An 18,921-nucleotide genomic window follows, 5' to 3' on the forward strand; every position below is an offset into this window, starting at 1 on the left:
CGGGCGGGAGAGTGATATGAAACCGCTCCGTACCCCCGCCGTGACCTCGCTCCGCCGACAACTGCTCGTCTTCGCAGTGAGTTTCGTCCTCGTCGCTTCGGGCTGTGTCGGCGCCCCGTCCGTTCCGTCGCCATCGGAGTCGCCGGCCGGACCGACCGGCGGCGAGGCCGCCAGTTCTGGCGACGTTCCCGACCCCGACGACGTTCCGCTGCCCGGCAAGGGACCGAACCGAACCGCGACGGTCGTCGACGTCGTTGACGGCGATACGATAAAAATCGCGTACCCGAACGGCACCCGCGACACCGCGCGCCTCCTCGGCGTCGACACGCCCGAGACGTACGGCGAGAGCGACCCCGCTGATTTCGAAGGCGTTCCCGACACTGCGGCCGGTCGGGCCTGCCTGAACGACCACGGCGAGCGCGCCAGCGACTACGCGACGGAGGCGCTTCTCGACCGCGAGGTGACGCTCCGGTTCGACGCGAACGAACCGCGACGCGGCTACTACGACCGCCTCCTCGTCTACGTGGTCGTCGACGGCGTCGACCTCAACTACGGTCTCGTCGCCGAAGGGTACGCCCGCGTCTACGACAGCCAGTTCACCGCCCGCGAGCGCTACTACGACGCCGAATCGAGCGCCCAGCGCGTACAACGCGGGCTGTGGGAGTGCGCCACCGACGACGGTGGTCCACCCGCGGAGACCGACGGCGGTTCGTCGGAGACTGCCGACGGCGAGGACTCCAGTGGTACCGACGCTTCCGGCGACTCGCTACTCGTCGTCGCCGAGATACACGAGGATGCGGCGGGCGACGACCGGCAGAACCTCGACGACGAGTACGTCGTCTTCCGGAACGCCGGCGACGAGGCGCTCGACCTGACGGGGTGGACGGTGACGGACGAGGCAGGCAAGGAGTACCGATTCCCCGACGGATTCGTGCTCGGCCCGGGCGAGACGGTGACGCTCCGGACCAGCGACGGCGTGAACACCGACGAGACACTCTACTGGGAGGCGAGCGGCCCGGTCTGGAACAACGACGGCGACGAGGTAGTCGTCCGCGACGACGCCGGGGTGGTCGTCGCTCGGCGGTCGTACTGAGTACCGACGGCTTCCGCCGTTCGGAGTCGCGGAAAAACGGTGGAGTCGCTCTTAGACGGCCCGACCGGTCACGTCGGTGCCGATGAGGTACGTTCCGGCCGTGAGCAGTGCGGCCGCGACGACGAGGATGATGCCGCCGACGACGCCGGCGAACGTCGACGAGGGGAGTGCGGTCGGCACGAAGCCGAGCGTTCCGGCGACCATCATCCCGAGGCCGAGAGTACCATTGCGTGTTACGTCCATACGTCAACTCTCTCGTCACGCACATAATGAATTTCGTTTTCGTTCCGTCGGTCCCTCACGCCTCCGTTCGGCGTTTCCGGTGTTTCCGACGTTTCTACGTCTGAGGGGAACGATTATCCCGCCGGCCTGCAACCGACGTGATGGACCGATGAGCATAGCTCTCGAAGCCGACCTCCGCTATCCGATGAACGCTGACGACTGGGTGAAGACGCTCCTCGTCGGCGGCGTGTTGAGTCTCGCTGGGGTTGTTCTCATCCCGCTGTTTTTCGTCCTCGGCTACTACCTTCGCGTCGCGCGCCGAAGCATGCGCGGCGACGAGACGCCCCCGTCGCTCACCGACTGGGGGACACTGTTCGTCGACGGCGTGAAGGCGGCCGTCGTCCTCGTGGTCTACCAGCTCGTCCCGTTGCTCGCCTTCGGACTGACGTCGGCATTCCTGCTGATTCCGGTGTTGACCGACGGCAACGTGCCGATGGGCGTGAGCGTTCTCGGCATCGTCGGCGGACTGCTCCTCTCGACGCTTCTCTCGCTCGCGTTCGGTTACTTCGGCATCGTCGGGACGCTCAACGTCGCCCGCGAGGGGACGCTCGGCGCGGGGTTCGACTTCGGACGGGTCAAACGCGTCGCGTTCGACCGGGGGTACGCAGTCCAGTGGCTGTACGCGTTCGTCCTCTCGCTCGGAATCAACGCGCTCGTCGGCGCCGTCACCGCGATACCCGTTATCGGCTGGTCGCTAGTGCTTCTAACCCCGTTGGTCAGCTTCTACGTCGGCGTCGTCGTCTCCCGAATCCACGGCCGGGGTTACGCGTCGGCACTCGACGAGGAGAACCGCCGTACGGGCGCATCGGCCGCGGAAACTGTCACGTAGTATCCTCGAAACGACTCCGTGGCAACGCTTTCCACGTGACGACTCTCTCCACGTAGCGACGCTCTCAACGTCGCAACTTATTCTTCGAACCGCTCGCCCGCCGGAATCACCACGTCGAGCCAGTTCTCCTCGGGCGGGAGCGGGCAGGCGAACGTCTCGCTGTACGCGCAGAAGGGGCTGTACGCGAGGTTGAAATCCAGAACCACTTCGTCGCCGTCCTCCAGTTCCCGGTTCGGTTCGAACTCCATGTATCGGCCACCGCGGTACGTCTGCTGGCCCGTCGTCTTGTCCCGGAACGGGACGAAAATCGAGTTCGACTCGTCGGACTCCTGTCGGTAGCCCGCGAGCGTCTGCGTCTCGGCGCTGGCTTCGAACTCGAACGTCACCACGCGGAGGTAGCGGACGTTCGGACCGTTCGTCGTCTCCAGCTCGACGGGGTCGGGTCGGTCGTGGGTCGTCACCGTCGCCGCGACGCGGTACTCGGGGTCCGGGTCGAAGTAGTCGAGCCCGTCGAACGACTCCCGCTCCGCCGGCGGAATCGGCGACTGCGGGTGGTCGTCGAAGAAGTCGTTCTTCTGTTCGCGCTGGCGTTCGACCTCCGCGCGCCACTGCTCGGCGTTGAGTTCCGACTCGGGTTCGCTCTCGCTCATGGTAGTCGGTTGCCGGTGCCGACACAAATCGGTTGGGACCGCGCCGCGGTCGTCGGGGTCGCGACGGCCGTCAGTTGGACTTCGCGTCGGCGAGCCGCCGGAACTGGGCGTCGGTGAGCGAGATGTCGCCCGCGACGAGGTTCTCCTCCAACTGCTTCGTCGTCCGCGCGCCGACGATGGGCGCCGTCACCTGTTCGTGGTGCATCAGCCACGCGAGACTCACCTGTGCGTGCGTCGCATCGACTTCCTCGGCGACGGCTTCGACGGCTTCGAGCGCGTCGAAGTTCTCCGGCGTCAGGTAGGAGTCGGCGAACTGCTGGTCGTTGGCTGCCCGCGACTCCTTCGGCGGTTTCTCGTCGCGAGCGTATTTCCCCGTGAGGAATCCGCCGGCGAGCGGCGACCACGGGACGACGCCGATGTCGTAGTGGTCGCACATGTCGAGGTAGTTCCCCTCGATCTCGCGGTTCGCAACGTTGTACCGCGGTTGCGAGAGCGAGAATGGTTCGTAGCCGCGCTTGTCCGCGAGTTCGTTCGCCATCGCGATCTTCCACGCGTTCGGCTCGAGCGTCGACGCGCCGAGGTAGTTCACTTTGCCGTCGCGGACGAACTCGTCGAGCGTCCGCATGAACTCCCGCGCGGGCGTGTCGTCGTCCCAGCGGTGGACGTAGAGCACGTCGACGTAGTCGGTGCCGAGGCGTTCGAGAATCTCGTTGACGTTGTTTCGAAGGTGTTTGCGGTTCAGACCGCGGCCGTTGGGGTCCTCGCGCGTCGGCCAGTAGATCTTCGAGGCGATGACGAACTCCTCGCGGTCGCGGTCGGCCAACCAGTCGCCGATGTACTCCTCGCTTCGACCTTCGCCGTACATGTCGGCGGTGTCGATGAAGTTGCCGCCCGCCTCGGCGTAGGCGTCGAGCAACCGGTGGGCGCGGTCGCGCCCGACTTCGAGGTCTCCGTCGTCGTTTTCGCGGCCGAAACGCCACGTGCCGAATGCGAGTTCGCTCACTTTCGTCCCGGTGCGACCGAGCGAAACCGTGTCGAGGGGCATGAAGAACAGTGCGACGAGCGGGCGTTAAAACGCCCCGATTCGGCCGCAGTCGCGCGTTCGGATGGGACCGAACGTAACCGACGAGAGAGGAGAGAGCGGGAGGACGGTGAGAGACGGGGAGAAGGCGAGAGAGGAGACGGGGAGAAGGCGAGAGAGGAGACGTTGCGACGGACGACGAGCTGGTCGAAGCGGTGAAGGAGGGTTCGGGGACGGGAGATTACTGCTTGTGTCCGTGGCCGACGACGAGAGCGACGGCGTTGGCGACGAACAACAGGGGAAGTAGCTCCATCCCGACGCCGAAGAAGGTCTCTCCGGCGATGAGCGGGATGTAGAAAAACGGCAGGGCGATGGCGGCCCAGAAGGCCGTGAACTGTACTGGTCGCGTGAGGATGCGGCCGCCGAGGGTGTTCGTAAACTCGTCGACGAGGCTGTCCGATTGGCGGGGGCGTTCGGTGTTGAGTGGGGAGGAGTTCGACATGGGGCCTCTCACCTTTTCGTATAGCTCACGGGGTCATATAGGGGACAGAGCGTTGAGGCCAGTTCGGTCAGTTTTAGCGCTGACCAGTTTCCTAATTGACCTTTCACGACGGCCTGAGAGGCGTTTTAAAAGTTTATCGCCGCCGCTCATCCTTTTTCTCCACGTGGAAACGACTGTCTCTCTCACCGAGCATTTCAGCCGATCGAACGAACTGAATGGCTCGTCCAGCGCGGACGAGAGGACCGACGTATGTTGTCCGCGGCTCGCGCGACGACAACGGCCAGTAGCGTCACGGCGAAGATACCCGCCAGTCGCCCGAACCCAGTCGAGAATCGCCCTCCGACGATGGAGATTCGGACACACTCCCGACGCAGCCACAAAAACCACCGCCTGCACAACAGTCAACCGACGGGCCTCCGAGAGTCGACTATGCCAGACGTACGCGTGCTGAGTTGCGGCGGGACGATTGCCAGCGAACCGAGCGAGACGGGAGCGGCGCCGGCGAAACGTGGCGCGGAACTGGTCGAGGCGGTGCCCGAACTCGACGAGTACGCGACGGTCGCCGCCGAGGAAATCGCCTCACATCCGGGTTTCGACATGCAGTTCGCCGCCGTCGCCGCCGTCGCCGAGGCGGTCGACGCGTCCGACGCCGACGGGTTCGTCGTCACGCACGGCACTGACACGCTCGCCGACACGGCGTACGCGCTCTCGCTTCTCGTCGACGCCGACGTTCCCGTCGTCGTCACCGGGTCGCAGCGTCGCTTCGACGAGGTCGGGACCGACGCGCCCGCGAACCTCCTCACGGCCGTCAGGGCGGCCGCCTCGCCCCGGTTCACCGGCGTGTTCGTCGCGTTCGACGACGAACTACACGCCGCCCGCGACGTAGAGAAGACGCACACGAACGCGCTGTCGACGTTCAAGTCGCCGGGGAAAGGTCCAGTCGCGACGTTCACCCGCTCTGAGACCCACGTCCACCGCTCCGCCGAGAGCACCTCGGGACCGGGATCGGCGTCGCTTCCGGTGGCGGCGGCGGCCGACGCCTCCGCGACCGTTCCGGTCGTCCACTCCGGTATCGGCGTCGGCGGCGACGAACTCGACAGAGCGGTCGACGCCGGAGCGGACGGCGTTGTCGTCGAGGGAACCGGCCTCGGCAACGTCTCCTGTAGGCTCGGCGATGCCATCGCGCGTGCGACCGAGACCCTCCCCGTCGTCGTCAGTTCGCGCTGCCACGTCGGACCGACCGACCAGGTGTACGGCACCCCCGGCGGCGGCGTCACGCTGCGCGAGCACAGCGCGCTGTTCTCCGGCGACCTCCCGACCTCGAAAGCCAGAATCAAGCTCTTACTGGCGCTCTCGGCGGGTATCGAGGGCGACGAACTCGCGGCGTTGTTCGACTGAGTTCTCCACGGACTCTCTGACCGACGCCCCGTCCGTCGCGCCCGTCCGACCGATTCTTTACCCGCGACCCCGACCGTTCGGGCGATATGGCCGACCTCAACCTCATCGCGAAGCGTATCCACAACATCTCGCCGAAACCGGTTCGACTGACGCTCTCCGACGGGTCGAGCGCCGTCTATCAGTTCTCCGGAACGCAGTTCTTCCAGCGGGAGTTTCAGGGTGAAGGGACCTGCGTGGACGACGACGCCGACTACCGACTCATCACGAGCGAGGACAACGAGTCGGTGCTGCTCGGGCGAAAGGGTCCCGAGGACGACGGCTGGTCGATGGTTGGCGAAGTGACCGAAGCCGAGCGGGCGGAGTCGTCCGAATAACTGCGCAGCGAACGGGCGCTACGACGCTTCGACCGGACGGCCGACCAACTGCTCGCGAATCGCGTCGCGTTTCAGCAGCACGAACCCGACGAAGATGAGCAGAAATCCCAGCGCCGTCTCGGCGTTCAGCGGCTCTCGGAGGACGACATACCCCGAAATCGCCGCGAAGATGGGTGCGACGTAGGAGACGAGGTTGATCTCTATCGCGCCGAGTCGGTCGAGCAGGTCGAAGTAGACGAGGAAGCCGAGCGCGCTCGCCGCCAGCGAGAGGTACAGCAGCGCGAGGACCCCCCGCGTCGTCCACGTGATTCCGCCGAGCGACTCGCCCATTCCGAACGAGACGACGTGCATCAGCACCGCGCCGCCGAGCATCGCCCACGCCTCCATCGTCTCGATCGGAAGGCCGTCGTCGATGCGCTGGGTGAGGACGCTCCCGAGCGCGAACGCCGTCGCCGCGCCGAAGACGAGCAGTTTCGACAGCGTCGCCCCCGTCAGCAGCGCGTCCGGGTCGGGATTCGAGAGCACGACGACGCCGACGAGTCCGAGCAGGAGGCCGACGACGCCGACGGCGGTCAGCCGTTCGCTCGGGAGGAACATCCGCGCGAACACCGTCGTCAGGACGGGGCTGAGGCTGACGATGACCGCCGCGGCGGCGCTCGTCACGGGACCGTTCTCGCCGACGAACAGGAGTATGTGGTAGAGAGCGATGAGAAACACCGCGCCAATTGCGACGACGGCCCACTGCTCGCGGGTTCGCGGAATCGGGTCGTCGACGACGTAGGCCGCGTACGCCAGCATCACCACGCCCGCGATGTCGTAGCGGAGAGCGGCGAAGAGTACGGGCGGAAACGCGTCCAGACCGGCCTTGATGGCCATGAACGCGGAGCCCCAGACGGCGGCCAGAAGCAAGAACAGCAGCGCGTTCCGTGTTTGGGTCACGACGAAACTGGTCGGGCGGACAGTGTGTAGTTTTCGTTTGCGGCGCGGCGAACCGGTACCGCCCCCGCCGCGTGAGTTAGTCCGCTTCCGCACCCCTCTCGTCGTCGCCGACGACGCCCGTCTCAGGATGTGCCCGCACCGGTTCGCGGTCGACGGGCGCGTCCGCCGGTTGCTCGTAGAGGTGACACGCCGACGGGTGGTCGCGCTCCTGCAGCAGCGGCCGGGTCGTCTCGCAGACGCTCTCGAAGCGCTCCCGGAGGATGGCGATAGCCTCCTCCGTGTCGTCGGTCGCCAGCGCCTCCAGCGCCTGCTCGACGGCGGCTTCGTCGTCACCGGTCAGTTCGTGGTCAAAGAACTCCTCGCGGAGGTGGCGTTTGAACCCCGGTTTGTCGCTGTCGTCGCCGGCGGCGCTCCACGCCGCCTCGGCGTCGAACTCGCCGCGCTCGAGGCGATCTCTGAGGTCCATCACCTCGCGGTACGCTCTCTGTGAGAGCGTCACGTCCGCGGGCGGAATCACCTGCGGGCAGCGCGTGCGGAACCGACAGCCGCTCGGAGGGTTCCGCGGACTCGGCACGTCGCCCGCGAGCGGTTCGACCTGTCGGCCGCTCTCGGCGGTCGTCGCCCGCGGGACGCTCTCCAACAGCGCCTGTGTGTAGGGGTGCTGCGGGTCGTCGAACAGTTCGTCGGTCGGTCCCAGTTCGACGATGTTGCCGAGATACATGACGGCAACGCGGTCGCAGATGTGGCGGACGACCGAGAGGTCGTGCGCGATAAAGAGGTAGGTGAGGCCGAATTCGTCCTGCAGGTCGTCGAGCAGGTTCAGCACCTGCGCCTGGACGCTTACGTCGAGCGCGGAGACGGGTTCGTCGAGGACGATGAACTCCGGTTCGAGCGCTAGCGCCCGCGCGATGCCGACGCGCTGGCGCTGGCCGCCGGAGAATTCGTGGGGGTAGCGCTCGACGTGGTTCGCCGCGAGGCCGACCCGTTCGAGCAGTTCGCCCGCCTGGTCGATGCGCCACTCGCGCTTCGAGCGCCCGTCGTCGGGCGACTCCTCGGGTAAGTCGTGGATGCGGTACGGCTCCGAGATTATCTCGCCGATGGTCATCCGCGGGTCGAGGCTCGAGAACGGGTCCTGGAAGACGATCTGGGCGCGGCGGCGGAACTCGGTTCGCTCGTCGCCCTCCATCTCGTAGACGTTCTTTCCGTCGAACTCGACGCGGCCGTCGGTCGCCTCTCGCAGGCGGAGCAGCGTCTCGCCGGTGGTCGACTTCCCGCAGCCGGACTCGCCGACGAGACCCAGCGTCTCGCCTTTGTGGACGTCGAAGCTGATCCCGTCGACGGCTTTGACGCTCTCGGACTCGCGGCCGAGCAGCGTCTGGAACAGCGAACTCCCCTCGCCGTAGTACTTCTTCAGGTCGGTGACGCGAAGCAACGGTTCCCCGTCAGTCATCGCCGACCACCTCCTGTTCGGCGGCGTCTTCAGGCGTTTTCTGCTCTGTGACGTCGTCTTCCCCGCCGAAGTAGTCGTCGGCGAGCGCCTCACCGGGGTCGAACTCGCGGGTCGCGAGCACGCAGCGGGCGGTGTGGACTGCCCCCGAACCGGCCCCGTCGTCGACGACGTCGCCGGTTTCGGTGTCGTACTCGGGGATGGGGTTGAGACACGTCTCCATCGCCTTCGGACAGCGGTCAGCGAAGTAACACCGGCCGCCCATCTCCGCGTCGAGCAGACTCGGGACGTTTCCCTCGATGGGCGACAGCCGCGGCGACGGATCTTCGAGGTCCGGAATCGACCCCAGCAGTCCCTCGGTGTACGGGTGGACCGGGTCATCGAAGATATCTTCGAGCGTCCCCCGTTCGACGATCTGCCCGGCGTACATCACGCCGACGCGGTCGCACATGCGTGCGATGACGCCGAGGTCGTGGGTGATCATGATGATGCTCATGCCCTGCTCGCGCTGCAAGTCGCGCAGCAGGTTCAGAATCTGCGCCTGAATCGTCACGTCCAGTGCCGTCGTCGGTTCGTCGGCGACGAGGATGTCGGGTTCGCCCGCGAGCGCCTGTGCGATCATCGCCCGCTGGAGCATCCCGCCGGAGAACTGGTGGGGGTACTCCTCGGCGCGCGCCTCCGGGTCGGGGATGCCGACCTGCTCGAGCAGGTCGATGGCTCGCCGCTTGCTCTCGTCGCTCGTGTACTCGCGGCCGGGGACGACGCTGTCGACGAGGTACTGCGCAAGACCGTACCCCTGCGTCCGCGAGCGAGTGCTCCGCGGGTTCGCGCGGGCGCGGCGCTGCACCTCGACGGCCTCCGCGATCTGCTCGCCCACCGTGATGGAGGGGTTGAGGCTGCTCATCGGGTCCTGAAACACCATGCTGAACGACGGGCCGCGGAGCGACCGGCGGACGCCTTTCGGCAACCGCCGCAGGTCGACGAACTTGCCGTCAACGGCGTCGGGTTTCTTCTCCCGGAACTCGTCTGCGAGCTTGGCGTTTCGGTACCACACTTCGCCGCCGGTAACCCGGCCGGGCGACTCGATGAGGTCGATCACCGACAGCGCCGTCACGGACTTGCCGCTGCCGGACTCGCCGACGATGCCGAATATCTCGCCGTCGCGAACGTCGAAGCTGACCCCCTCGACGGCGTTGACCTGTCCCTCCTCGGTGAAGAACCGCGTCTTCAAATCTCTGACTCTAAGTATCTCGTCCATCTAAACGCCTCCTTCCCCTTCGATGCCGGGGTCTAGCGCGTCGCGTAGCCAGTCGCCAACGAGGTTGACCCCGATGACGGCGAAGACTATGGCGACGCCAGGAATCGACGCGATCCACCACGCCGACGCCAGGTAGTCACGGCCCTGTGCGATGTCGAGTCCCCACGAGAGGTTCGCCCCCGAGAAGCCGAGGTACGACAGCGAACTCTCCAGGAGGATGATGGCGGCGACCTGGATCGTTGCCAGCACCAGAATGGGGGTGATGCTGTTGGGGAGGATGTGACGGAACACGATGGAGCGGTCGCTCGCGCCGAGCGCGCGGGCGGCTTTTACGTACTCCTCGCTGCGGAGGCTGAGCGCCTCGCCGCGGGCGACGCGGGCGAACCACACCCAGTTCACCAGCGCGACGACGAGGACGACGGTCCCCGGCAACACGATGTTCGGCGGCATCTCGGGGGCGAGTCCGACGGCGACGAACGGGTCGGGTATCCGCATCGTCACTCCGCCGAACAGGCCGATGAGCGCGATGGCGAGCACCAGTGACGGGAACGCTAACATGATGTCCGACATCCGCATCAGGCCGTCGTCGACGCGGCCGCCGTAGTAGCCGGCGGCGAGACCGACGGTGACGCCGATGAGCACCGCCAACAGCGTGCCGAACAGGCCGACGAGCAGCGACGTGCGCGCGCCGTAGATAGTCCGCGAGAGCATGTCGCGGCCGAGCGCGTCGGTACCGAGCGGGTGAGCCATCGTCGCGTTCACCGTTACCTCCTCTTCGACGACCTGGATGCTGCCGTTGACCATCTCCGAGCGCGTCTCGTTTTCGGTCGTGCTGAACCCAAGCGGCGGCACTTGCGAGTTGGCCAAGTCCTGTTGATACGGGTCGTAGGGCGCGATGAACGGCGCAAACATCGCCACGAAGATGATGGCTAGGACGAGCACGATACCGATTTTGGCAAGCATGCTGCTGCGGAGTTCGCGGCGGAGGTTCCGCCATGTGCGTGGAGCGACCATCAGTCGTACACCACCTGTGGGTTGACGTACGCGTACAGCGCGTCGACGACGATGTTCACGAGGACGAAGCTCGACCCGATGACGATGAGACAGCCCTGGATGAGCGGCCAGTCGCGAGTGTTGATGCTGTTGATGACGAGTGTCCCGAGTCCGGGCCACGCGAACACCGCTTCGGTGATGACCGCGCCGCCGATGAGCGTCCCCAGCTGGAGACCGAGGACGGTGATGACCGGGATGAGCGTGTTCCGGAGTGCGTGCTTGTAGCGCACGAGCGTCTCGGGGAGGCCCTTCGCTCGGGCGGCGTCAACGTAGCTCTTGCCGAGTTCGTCGAGCATCCCGCTCCGCGTGAGGCGCGTCACGAGCGCCGTGAAGTACGTTCCGAGCGTGATCGCCGGAAGCGTGATGTGCTGCAGCCAGAGGATGATTCCGGCAGAGTTACCGCTGAACAGGTACCCCATCGCCGGAGCGAACCCGATCGGTCGGCGACTCGTCGGCAAGAAGTTCAACTGCACCGCGAACACGAGGACGAGCATGATGCCGAGCCAGAAGTTCGGCGTGCTGATTCCCGTGAGCGAGAACGTCGTCGCGACGTAGTCGGCCGGTTCGTTTCGCCGCGTCGCGCTGACGACGCCGAGCGGGATCGAGATGACGATGGCGACGACCGTCGCGGCGACGGCAAGTTCGACTGTCGCCGGGACGCGAGCGAAGATGCGCGTCGCCGCCTCCGTCCCGGAGATGTACGAATAACCCATGTCACCGGCGAGCAAACCGGCGAGATAGTCGAGATACTGGACGTACAGCGGTTGGTTCAGTCCAAGTTCCTCGGCGATGCGTTGCCGAAGCTCCGGACTGGCGTCCAAGGGGGCGATGAAGTTGACGGGATCGCCCGGCGTGGAGAACCGCAAGAGAAACACCACCGTCACGACACCCCAGACGACGAATATTCCCTGTAGGCTCCGCTTGATTATGAATTGTGCAAATGACATGATTGGATCGAAAGAGGTCCGTGTAGCCGCTTACTGCGGCTGCGAAATCTCGTACGCTTTGATGGACTCGTCGCGGCGTGCCTGCCAGTCGATACGAGAGCTCGCGCCGTAGACGCTGTACTGTCGGTTGAGGAAGATCCACGGGGCCTCGTCGTGGGCCAATTGGTTCGCCTCCCGAAGCAGCTGTTCGCGCTGGTCGGCATCGGCCGTATTCCCCGCCTCGTTCACGAGGTTGTCGAACTCCTCGTTGCTCCAACTCGACAGCGCGCCGCCCGTCGTCAGTAGCGGGATGAGCGTCTGACTCGCGTCGAACGTCTCGTTACCCCAGCCGATGAGGTACCAGTGGGGCATGTCCTCGATGTTGCCGCTCGTGAGCTGTGCGGCGAGTTCACCGAAGTCGCGCTGGTTCACTTCCGCCTCGACGTTCGAGAGCTCGTTGATGTAGCCGACGACCGCCTGCGAGATCTCGAGGTCCTTCAGGTAGCGACCGACCGGCGTGTGCAGCTCGAGCGTCGCACCGGCGAAGCCGCTCTCTTCGACCAGCTGTTCGGCCTGTTCGACGTCATACGGGTACGGGTCGATGTCCGGGTTGTAGCCGGTGAACCCTTCGAGCGTCGGTTGGCCCGTCGCGTCCGAGAAGCCCGACAGCACTTCGGAGACGATGGTCTCGAGGTCGATGGCGTAGTTCATCGCTCGCCGGAACTTTCTGTTCGAGAACGGCTCGACGTCGTAGCGCATCCCGTTGTAAATGATACGCGTACTCGGGACGGCCTCGATGCGCGTGTTGTCGTTACTGTTGACGCGGCTGACCTCCTGTGGCGGCACGTTTTCGACTATGTCCGTCTCGCCGCTGACGAGCTGATTGACGCGGGTGCTCGACTCCGACGCCGCGTTGATGGTGAGCGTGTCGACCTCGGCGGGTTCGCGCCAGTAATCCTCGTACTTCGTGTACTCGACGCTCTCGTCTTGGGTGTAGTTCGACAACTGGAACGGACCGGTCCCGTTGGCGTGGCTGTTGATGTAGCTGCTGTCGTTGGACTCCACCCACGACTTCTGCATGACGTCGCCGTAGCTGGCGAGCAGGCCGATGGCCATCGGGTTGACGCCGTCGGAGATGACGTCGACCGCGCGTTCGCCGTCGACGACCTGCGCCTCCGTAATCCCGGCCAACTGGTCGCTCTGCGGGCTCGCTAATCCGCCGACGTCGTTGTTGACGATACGGTTGATGCTGAACGCGACGTCCTCGGGGGTGAGCTCGTCGCCGTTGTGGAACGTCACTCCCTCGCGGAGCGTGAGGCGGACGCGGTTCGGCTCCGCCTGCTCGTAGTTCTCCGCGAGGCCCTCCGCGACCTGGCCCTCGCGGTTACGGTCGAGCGTGCCTTCGTAAATCTGCATCAGGATGATGTCAGTGTTCGTCTCACGGTGGTCGTGCGGGTCGAGACCGGCGTCCATCTGCCCTTGCGTGATGGTGACGGCGAACTCGCCGTCGCTCTGGTTGTCCCCATCGCCGTCGCTGCCCGTGTCGTTGCCCGACTGGTTTCCGCCGGAACCGCCGTCTGCCGGGGTGTCGGTGTTAAGTTCGTCCGAGTCGCCAGAACAACCGGCGAGTGCGGCCGTCGCTGCGGCGCCCCCTGCCAACTGGAGGTAACGGCGTCTGCTAACAGGTGACTGCCTATCTTCAGTCATGGAAATAGATGGGTGTTACCCTGATATATATGCTATGGTATGACCAATCGCAATACGTCGGTGAGTTACACCTGTCGTGACATTTCGGCAATACAGTTAAGTATAGGAATTACCAAGCGTGCGACATGGCCGCACACCGCCGGTCATCGCTCAGGAATCTGTTCGATCAGTCGCCCACTCCGCACATCGCGCATCCGCCGCGGACCCACCACCGCCAGTTCTACGTCGCGACCGACGGGTCGTACCGTCCCGATGGCGGCGGACTCGGGGCCGTCATCGAGACGCGCGACGGCGTCAGAGTCGCCCGCGTCTCGCTTCCGGACGCGGTCCCGAACAACAACGTCGCGGAGTATCGCGCGCTCCACCTCGGACTGGACGTGCTGGCCGCTCGCGCTCCGAAGACGGCGAGCGTCGGCGTCCTCATCGACCACGACGACCTTGCGGCGAACGTCAACGCCGCGACGCTCGCCGCGGCGGACCCGTCGTGGAACCCCGCTGGAACGCCGCCGATCCCCGCCGGCAGCGAGAACCACTGGCGCGGTATCCTCGCGCGCATCTCCGGATTCGACGACCTCCGGGCGGCGCGCATCGACAGCCGCGAGAACCCCGCGCACGTGCTGGCGAACACGCCCGCCGAGTACGCCCACGTGAACCGCGAACCCGAGCGATGCGTCCTCCCCGAACCGCTCGGAACGCCGAACGTTGGCGGCGACGGGGTGCTCCCGCCGTCGCGGGCGGAGCGCCCCGCAAGCGACTGAGTTGCCGGCGCCGGACGCGGACGAAACGCACACAGCTATCCGTCCGCAGCGACGACGCTTCGAGCGATGCCGCTACCGTGGACGCGACTCCGAGAAGACCTCCGCGCTGCGCTGGAGAACGACCCCGCCGCGCTGAGTCGCACGGAAGTACTGCTCACGTATCCTGGAGTCCACGCGCTCTGGATACACCGTCTCGCACACGCGCTCTGGACCGCGGGTCTCCACCTCCCGGCCCGCCTGCTCTCGCACCTCTCGCGGTTTCTCACCGGCGTCGAACTCCACCCGGCGGCGAGGGTGGGTCGGCGGGTGTTCGTCGACCACGGCATGGGCGTCGTCGTCGGCGAGACGGCCGAAATCGGCGACGACGTGGTTCTCTACCACGGCGTCACGCTCGGGGGCAACTCGATGCGCCGGACGAAGCGACACCCGACCATCGAGGACGACGTCGTGTTGGGCGCGAACGCGACGCTCGTCGGCCCCATCACTGTCGGCGAAGGCGCTCGCGTCGGGGCGGGAGCCGTCGTCGTCGACGACGTTCCTCCCGGAACGTCCGTCGTCGGCAACCCTGCGCGACCAGTCGACGAATCGTCCGACGACTCCGCAGACAGAACGGGAAGTGCCGCCGACACCGACGAGGTCGACGCCGACGAGGCCGGCGGAAACTGACGGCGACACCTCTATCCGAGTCGTGTTCGGACGAGCAGCTTACGAACCGGCGGACCGGCGGACCGGCGAACCGGCGAACCGGTGCGGGCGGACTGAAGGGGGTTGCGCTCTCGGGGAGCTTTCGAGACCATTTCAGCTCGCTATCGGTTCTGACGACGCGTCGCACCGATACGAGCTGTCCGAGGGAGAAGATTGATAGCGAGGTTGAGCATACCGCTCGCATGGTCCTCGAAACAGATAGCGTACGGGAGCTGGGTCCCAGAGGTAGTGGCGTACTTCTGCGGACCGCTCGTACGCGGGCACGCGAACTGGCCCTCCTGTTTTCGGCCGCCGTCACGCTGACCCTCTTCGCGTTTCGAGCGACCGGTATCGATCTCCAGCGCGCGGCGCTCAGCGCGTACGCTCCGGCGGGGACCGCGCTCCCGACCGACCCGCTAGTCTCGCTCGGCGTCGAACTGCAAGTCGCGGCGCTCGTCGGCGTCTGCGTCGCCGGTGCGGCGCTGCTCTGGGACGCCCGCTCCGAGACGAGTCCGCATGGTGCGCGGACGGGTCGGTTGTACCTACTCTCGGCGGTTCTCTGTTCGGTCGGCATCGCGCTCGGCGCAACGCTCGTCGTCCCCGCGCTGTTGGAACTGCTCAAGTTCGGCGTCCTCCGGAGCGGCTTCGTCCCGGCGTATCGGCCGTACTGGTTGGCGGAGGTGGCGCTGTTTCTCCCTGTCGCCGTCGGTATCGCCGTTTCGCTGCCGGCGCTGATGGTCGCGCTCGTGAGCGACGGCGTCGTCTCGTCGACGGTGCTACACCGCGACTGGGGCTTCGCTCTTCTCGGCGTCCTCACCTACGCCTCGCTGTACTCACCGCCGGACTCGGCGACGTTCGTCGTCTACGGCGGCGTGCTGATTGGTGGCCACGTCGCCGGGTTAGCGGTGTTGACGTTCGGGTGAGACAGTAGAAAAAAGTGAAACCGAAGACGCTTCTTCCACACCTGCAAGCGGTTGGAGATGCAGAGCGATACGTGAGTGTTCGTCGCCATTTCGTTCGCCGCCGCGAAAGCGCTTATGTCGCGGCTTAAAGAGTATGATACGATGCCCTCCCTCGCTCGGCGTCACCTGTTATCCGTGTGTGCAAGTGCCATCGCCGCGTTCGCAGGTTGTTCTACGGATCGAAGCGAAGAACGTACTACTTCTGTCGAAAGTGAAGAACGCACTCGGCGAGACCAGTACTGTCAACTACGAACTGATGAATCCGGAGGTGGAGCGCCACCACCGTGGTTTCACCCAGGCAGTTCGGCGGACGTCGTAATCTCTAATGCAACCCATTCGGAGGTAGTGGTCACTCTCACTGTGGACGAAGAGCAATGGGAGGCCGAACTGCCCAGCGGTGAGCGCTGGATCTCTGCAGACATCATAGAAGATGGACAGCAACCTACGATAACTGTCGCAACTCGAAATCTGGAGACGCAACTGGAGTGGGGAGGCGAACAGAACAATAGCGGTATAGCGACTTTTACAATCGAAGAGAAAGCCATCTCTAAGAACTTCGATTATAAGCTATGTCCTCGATGATACCGCCATTGCTGACCACAATTTGAGGGCGTAGTCTGCGAGACTCGGAGGTCCCGCCTCGCTTCAGCAGTTTCGTACTTAGTGTTCTCCGATGATTTTCGAGGACAATGAAAAGAAAAACCAGAGTCGGCCGTCGCCGACGATCAGTCTCTACTCCTCTTGTGCGTCGACGACCGCCACGCCGGCCAGATTCACGATATCCTTAACCTCGTCGCCGCGCTGGAGCACGTGGACGGGTTTGTCCATGCCGACAAGCATCGGGCCGATGGCCTCCGCGCCGCCGAGGCGCTGGAGCAGTTTGTAGCCGATGTTCCCGGCTTCGAGGTTCGGGAAGATGAGCACGTTCGCCGGTTCGTCGAGTTCCGTGAAGTTGTAGGTGCCTTCGAGGATGTCCTCCACGACGGCGGTGTCGGCCTGCATCTCGCCGTCGACGGGGAAGTCGACCTCGGGGTCGTCGTGCAGCATGTCTACTGCGTTGCGCGGCTTCTGGGTCCCCTCGTTGTCGACGCTGCCGAAGTTCGAGTACGACAGCATCGCCGCGCGCGGTTCGACGTTGAACCGGCGCGCGAGTTCGGCGGTGTGTTTCGTAACCTCCGCGAGCACGTCCGCCGTCGGGTCGAGGTTCACCGTCGTGTCGGCGGCGAAAATGACGCGGTTCTTGAACGTGAGCATGTACACGCCGGCGGCGTAGTCGGCGTCCTCTGCGGTGCCGATGACCTGCAGCGGCGGCCGGAGCGCGCTCGGGTAGTGGTGCGTGAGACCGGTGAGGAGCGCGTCGGCGTCGCCCTGTTCGACCATCACGCTGCCGAAGTAGTTGCTGTCGCGGCTGATCAGTTCGCCCGCCTCGCTCCGGGTGATACCCTTGCGTCGGCGGAGTTCGTGGAGTCGGTCGCCGTACTGCTCGTGGTCCTCGCCTGCCGGGTCGACGATGGTGGCGTCGAACTCCAAGCCGAGGTCCGCGGCGGTCGTACGGATGGTGTCCGCGTCGCCGAGGAGGATGGGTTCGGCGATGCCCTGCTCCTGTATCTGGTACGCCGCGCGAATCATCTTCTCGTCGGTGCCCTCCGCGAGGGCGACGCGCTTCGGGTTCGACTTTGCCTTGTTGAGCACGACGCGCATCATCTCCCGGGACTTGCCGAGACGGGCTTCGAGACGCTCCTCGTAGTCGGTCACGTCGATGTCCTTCCGCGCCGCGCCGCTGGTCATCGCGGCCTGTGCGACGGCGGGAGCCACCTCGAACAGCACGCGCGGATCGAGCGGTTTCGGGATGATGTACTCCGAGCCGAACTGCAGCGGCTGGTCGCCGTACGCCTTCACCACGGCGTCAGGCACGTCCTGCCGGGCCAGTTCGGCGAGCGCCCTCGCCGCGGCGACTTTCATCTCTTCGTTTATCTCCGTCGCGCGGACGTCGAGCGCGCCGCGGAAGATGAACGGGAAGCCGAGCACGTTGTTCACCTGGTTCGGGTAGTCGGAGCGACCCGTCGCCATGATGACCGTGTCGTCGCGGGCGTCTTTGGCCGCCTCGTAGGTTATCTCGGGGTCTGGGTTCGCCATCGCGAAGATGACTGGGTTGTCGGCCATCGACCGCACCATCTCCTGGGAGACGATGTCGGCGACCGAGAGGCCGACGAACACGTCCGCGCCCTCCATCGCGTCCGCGAGGTTGCCGTTCGGGCGGTCGGCGGCGAACTCGCGCTTGAACTCGTTGACCTCGTCGGAGCGGTCGACGGTGATGATGCCCGAGGAGTCACACATCGTGATGTTCTCGCGCTTCGCACCGAGCGAGACGTAGAAGCGGGCGGTGGCGATGGCGCTCGCGCCCGCACCGGAGAAGACGATGTCGAGCTCGGAGAGCTCTTTCTCGACGATCTCCGCGGCGTTGAGCAGCGCCGCTCCCGAGATGATGGCCGTCCCGTGCTGGTCGTCGTGGAAGACGGGAATCGACATCTGCTCGCGGAGGCGCTCCTCGATTTCGAAGCACTCCGGCGCTTTGATGTCTTCGAGGTTGATGCCGCCGAACGTCGGCTCCATCGCGGAGACGCACTCGATTATTTCGTCAGGTTCGGCGCGGTCGAGTTCGATGTCGAACACGTCGATGTCGGCGAAGCGCTTGAACAGTACGCCCTTCCCCTCCATGACGGGTTTCGACGCCTGCGCGCCGATGTTGCCGAGACCGAGAACCGCCGAGCCGTTCGAGACGACGCCGACGAGGTTCCCCTTTGCCGTGTAGTTGTACGCTTCGTCGGCGTCGTCGGCGATGTCTAAACACGGTGCGGCGACGCCCGGCGAGTACGCCAGGCTCAGGTCGCGTTGGGTGTTCGTCGGCTTTGTCGTCGAAATTTCGATTTTGCCGGGAGGTGCTTGTCGGTGGTACTCCCGTGCGTCGTCATCCAGCCCCATGGCTGCGGCGACTCCCTCCGTCGGCAAAAAGCTATGCAATAGTGTCGATAACGTAG

General features: G+C 65.4%; 19 protein-coding genes. 8 read left to right on the plus strand and 11 right to left on the minus strand.

All coding sequences use genetic code 11. From position 1 onward, the window contains the following. The first annotated feature begins 16 nt into the window (after positions 1-16). Positions 17-1,093, plus strand: a complete 1,077-nt coding sequence (locus LAQ58_RS03100; protein ID WP_224449165.1) for a lamin tail domain-containing protein — start codon at positions 17-19, stop codon at positions 1,091-1,093. 51 nt (positions 1,094-1,144) lie between these two features. Here LAQ58_RS03100 and LAQ58_RS03105 read toward each other — a convergent pair whose 3' ends face one another. Then, complete coding sequence (locus LAQ58_RS03105) at positions 1,145-1,336, minus strand: DUF8178 family membrane protein (protein WP_224449166.1); 192 nt, start codon at positions 1,334-1,336, stop codon at positions 1,145-1,147. A gap of 148 nt (positions 1,337-1,484) precedes the next feature. Here LAQ58_RS03105 and LAQ58_RS03110 point away from each other — a divergent pair, with 148 nt between their 5' ends. After that, the gene (locus tag LAQ58_RS03110; RefSeq protein WP_224449167.1) at positions 1,485-2,204 is read left to right on the plus strand and encodes a DUF4013 domain-containing protein; all 720 of its coding nucleotides are present in this window, start codon (positions 1,485-1,487) and stop codon (positions 2,202-2,204) included. A gap of 77 nt (positions 2,205-2,281) precedes the next feature. Here the strand turns inward: LAQ58_RS03110 and LAQ58_RS03115 are convergent, their stop codons facing one another. From LAQ58_RS03115 to LAQ58_RS03125, 3 genes are all read right to left on the minus strand, one after another. Continuing rightward, positions 2,282-2,854, minus strand: a complete 573-nt coding sequence (locus LAQ58_RS03115; RefSeq protein WP_224449168.1) for a DUF1684 domain-containing protein — start codon at positions 2,852-2,854, stop codon at positions 2,282-2,284. A 70-nt stretch (positions 2,855-2,924) separates the two neighbouring features. Beyond that, positions 2,925-3,899, minus strand: coding sequence for an aldo/keto reductase (locus LAQ58_RS03120; RefSeq protein ID WP_224449169.1), 975 nt, complete (start codon positions 3,897-3,899; stop codon positions 2,925-2,927). A gap of 217 nt (positions 3,900-4,116) precedes the next feature. After that, positions 4,117-4,377 (minus strand): DUF8028 family protein, encoded by a 261-nt coding sequence (locus LAQ58_RS03125; protein WP_224449170.1) that lies wholly within the window; start codon positions 4,375-4,377, stop codon positions 4,117-4,119. Between the two features lie 429 nt (positions 4,378-4,806). Between LAQ58_RS03125 and LAQ58_RS03130 the strand changes: the two genes are divergently transcribed. Continuing rightward, entirely contained in the window at positions 4,807-5,775 is a 969-nt protein-coding gene (locus LAQ58_RS03130) for an asparaginase (RefSeq protein WP_224449171.1), read from the plus strand. Between the two features lie 86 nt (positions 5,776-5,861). Continuing rightward, positions 5,862-6,149 (plus strand): DUF8072 family protein, encoded by a 288-nt coding sequence (locus LAQ58_RS03135; protein ID WP_224449172.1) that lies wholly within the window; start codon positions 5,862-5,864, stop codon positions 6,147-6,149. 18 nt (positions 6,150-6,167) lie between these two features. Here the strand turns inward: LAQ58_RS03135 and LAQ58_RS03140 are convergent, their stop codons facing one another. The 6 genes from LAQ58_RS03140 to LAQ58_RS03165 all read right to left on the minus strand — a co-directional run bounded on the left by LAQ58_RS03140 (position 6,168) and on the right by LAQ58_RS03165 (position 13,479). Then, the gene (locus LAQ58_RS03140) at positions 6,168-7,088 is read right to left on the minus strand and encodes a DMT family transporter (protein WP_224449173.1); all 921 of its coding nucleotides are present in this window, start codon (positions 7,086-7,088) and stop codon (positions 6,168-6,170) included. A 76-nt stretch (positions 7,089-7,164) separates the two neighbouring features. Further along, complete coding sequence (locus LAQ58_RS03145; protein WP_224449174.1) at positions 7,165-8,538, minus strand: oligopeptide/dipeptide ABC transporter ATP-binding protein; 1,374 nt, start codon at positions 8,536-8,538, stop codon at positions 7,165-7,167. Continuing rightward, entirely contained in the window at positions 8,531-9,793 is a 1,263-nt protein-coding gene (locus LAQ58_RS03150) for an ABC transporter ATP-binding protein (protein ID WP_224449175.1), read from the minus strand. The genes LAQ58_RS03145 and LAQ58_RS03150 overlap by 8 nt, the downstream gene beginning before the upstream one ends. Next, complete coding sequence (locus LAQ58_RS03155; RefSeq protein ID WP_224449176.1) at positions 9,794-10,807, minus strand: ABC transporter permease; 1,014 nt, start codon at positions 10,805-10,807, stop codon at positions 9,794-9,796. Beyond that, the gene (locus LAQ58_RS03160; protein ID WP_224449177.1) at positions 10,807-11,793 is read right to left on the minus strand and encodes an ABC transporter permease; all 987 of its coding nucleotides are present in this window, start codon (positions 11,791-11,793) and stop codon (positions 10,807-10,809) included. Before LAQ58_RS03160 ends, LAQ58_RS03155 begins: the two co-directional genes overlap by 1 nt. Positions 11,794-11,823: 30 nt before the next feature. Beyond that, positions 11,824-13,479: an ABC transporter substrate-binding protein gene (locus LAQ58_RS03165; protein WP_224449178.1), complete on the minus strand. Its 1,656-nt coding sequence runs from the start codon at positions 13,477-13,479 to the stop codon at positions 11,824-11,826. Between the two features lie 125 nt (positions 13,480-13,604). On the opposite strand from LAQ58_RS03165, the gene LAQ58_RS03170 reads away from it, so the two are divergent. From LAQ58_RS03170 to LAQ58_RS03185, 4 genes are all read left to right on the plus strand, one after another. Further along, a complete protein-coding gene (locus LAQ58_RS03170; RefSeq protein WP_224449179.1) occupies positions 13,605-14,237 on the plus strand; it encodes a ribonuclease H family protein in 633 nt (210 codons plus the stop codon). Between the two features lie 66 nt (positions 14,238-14,303). Next, complete coding sequence (cysE, locus tag LAQ58_RS03175; RefSeq protein WP_224449180.1) at positions 14,304-14,903, plus strand: serine O-acetyltransferase; 600 nt, start codon at positions 14,304-14,306, stop codon at positions 14,901-14,903. A gap of 221 nt (positions 14,904-15,124) precedes the next feature. Beyond that, a complete protein-coding gene (locus LAQ58_RS03180) occupies positions 15,125-15,844 on the plus strand; it encodes a twin-arginine translocase subunit TatC (RefSeq protein ID WP_224449181.1) in 720 nt (239 codons plus the stop codon). 384 nt (positions 15,845-16,228) lie between these two features. Next, a complete protein-coding gene (locus LAQ58_RS03185) occupies positions 16,229-16,465 on the plus strand; it encodes a hypothetical protein (RefSeq protein ID WP_224449182.1) in 237 nt (78 codons plus the stop codon). Between the two features lie 150 nt (positions 16,466-16,615). Here LAQ58_RS03185 and LAQ58_RS03190 read toward each other — a convergent pair whose 3' ends face one another. Next, on the minus strand, positions 16,616-18,865 hold the full coding sequence (locus LAQ58_RS03190) for an NADP-dependent malic enzyme (protein WP_224449183.1): 2,250 nt from the start codon (positions 18,863-18,865) through the stop codon (positions 16,616-16,618). Between the last annotated feature and the right edge of the window lie 56 nt (positions 18,866-18,921).

Origin of the sequence: Haloprofundus salilacus, from assembly GCF_020150815.1 — an archaeon.
In the GTDB taxonomy this organism is placed as follows: Archaea; Halobacteriota; Halobacteria; order Halobacteriales; family Haloferacaceae; genus Haloprofundus; species Haloprofundus salilacus.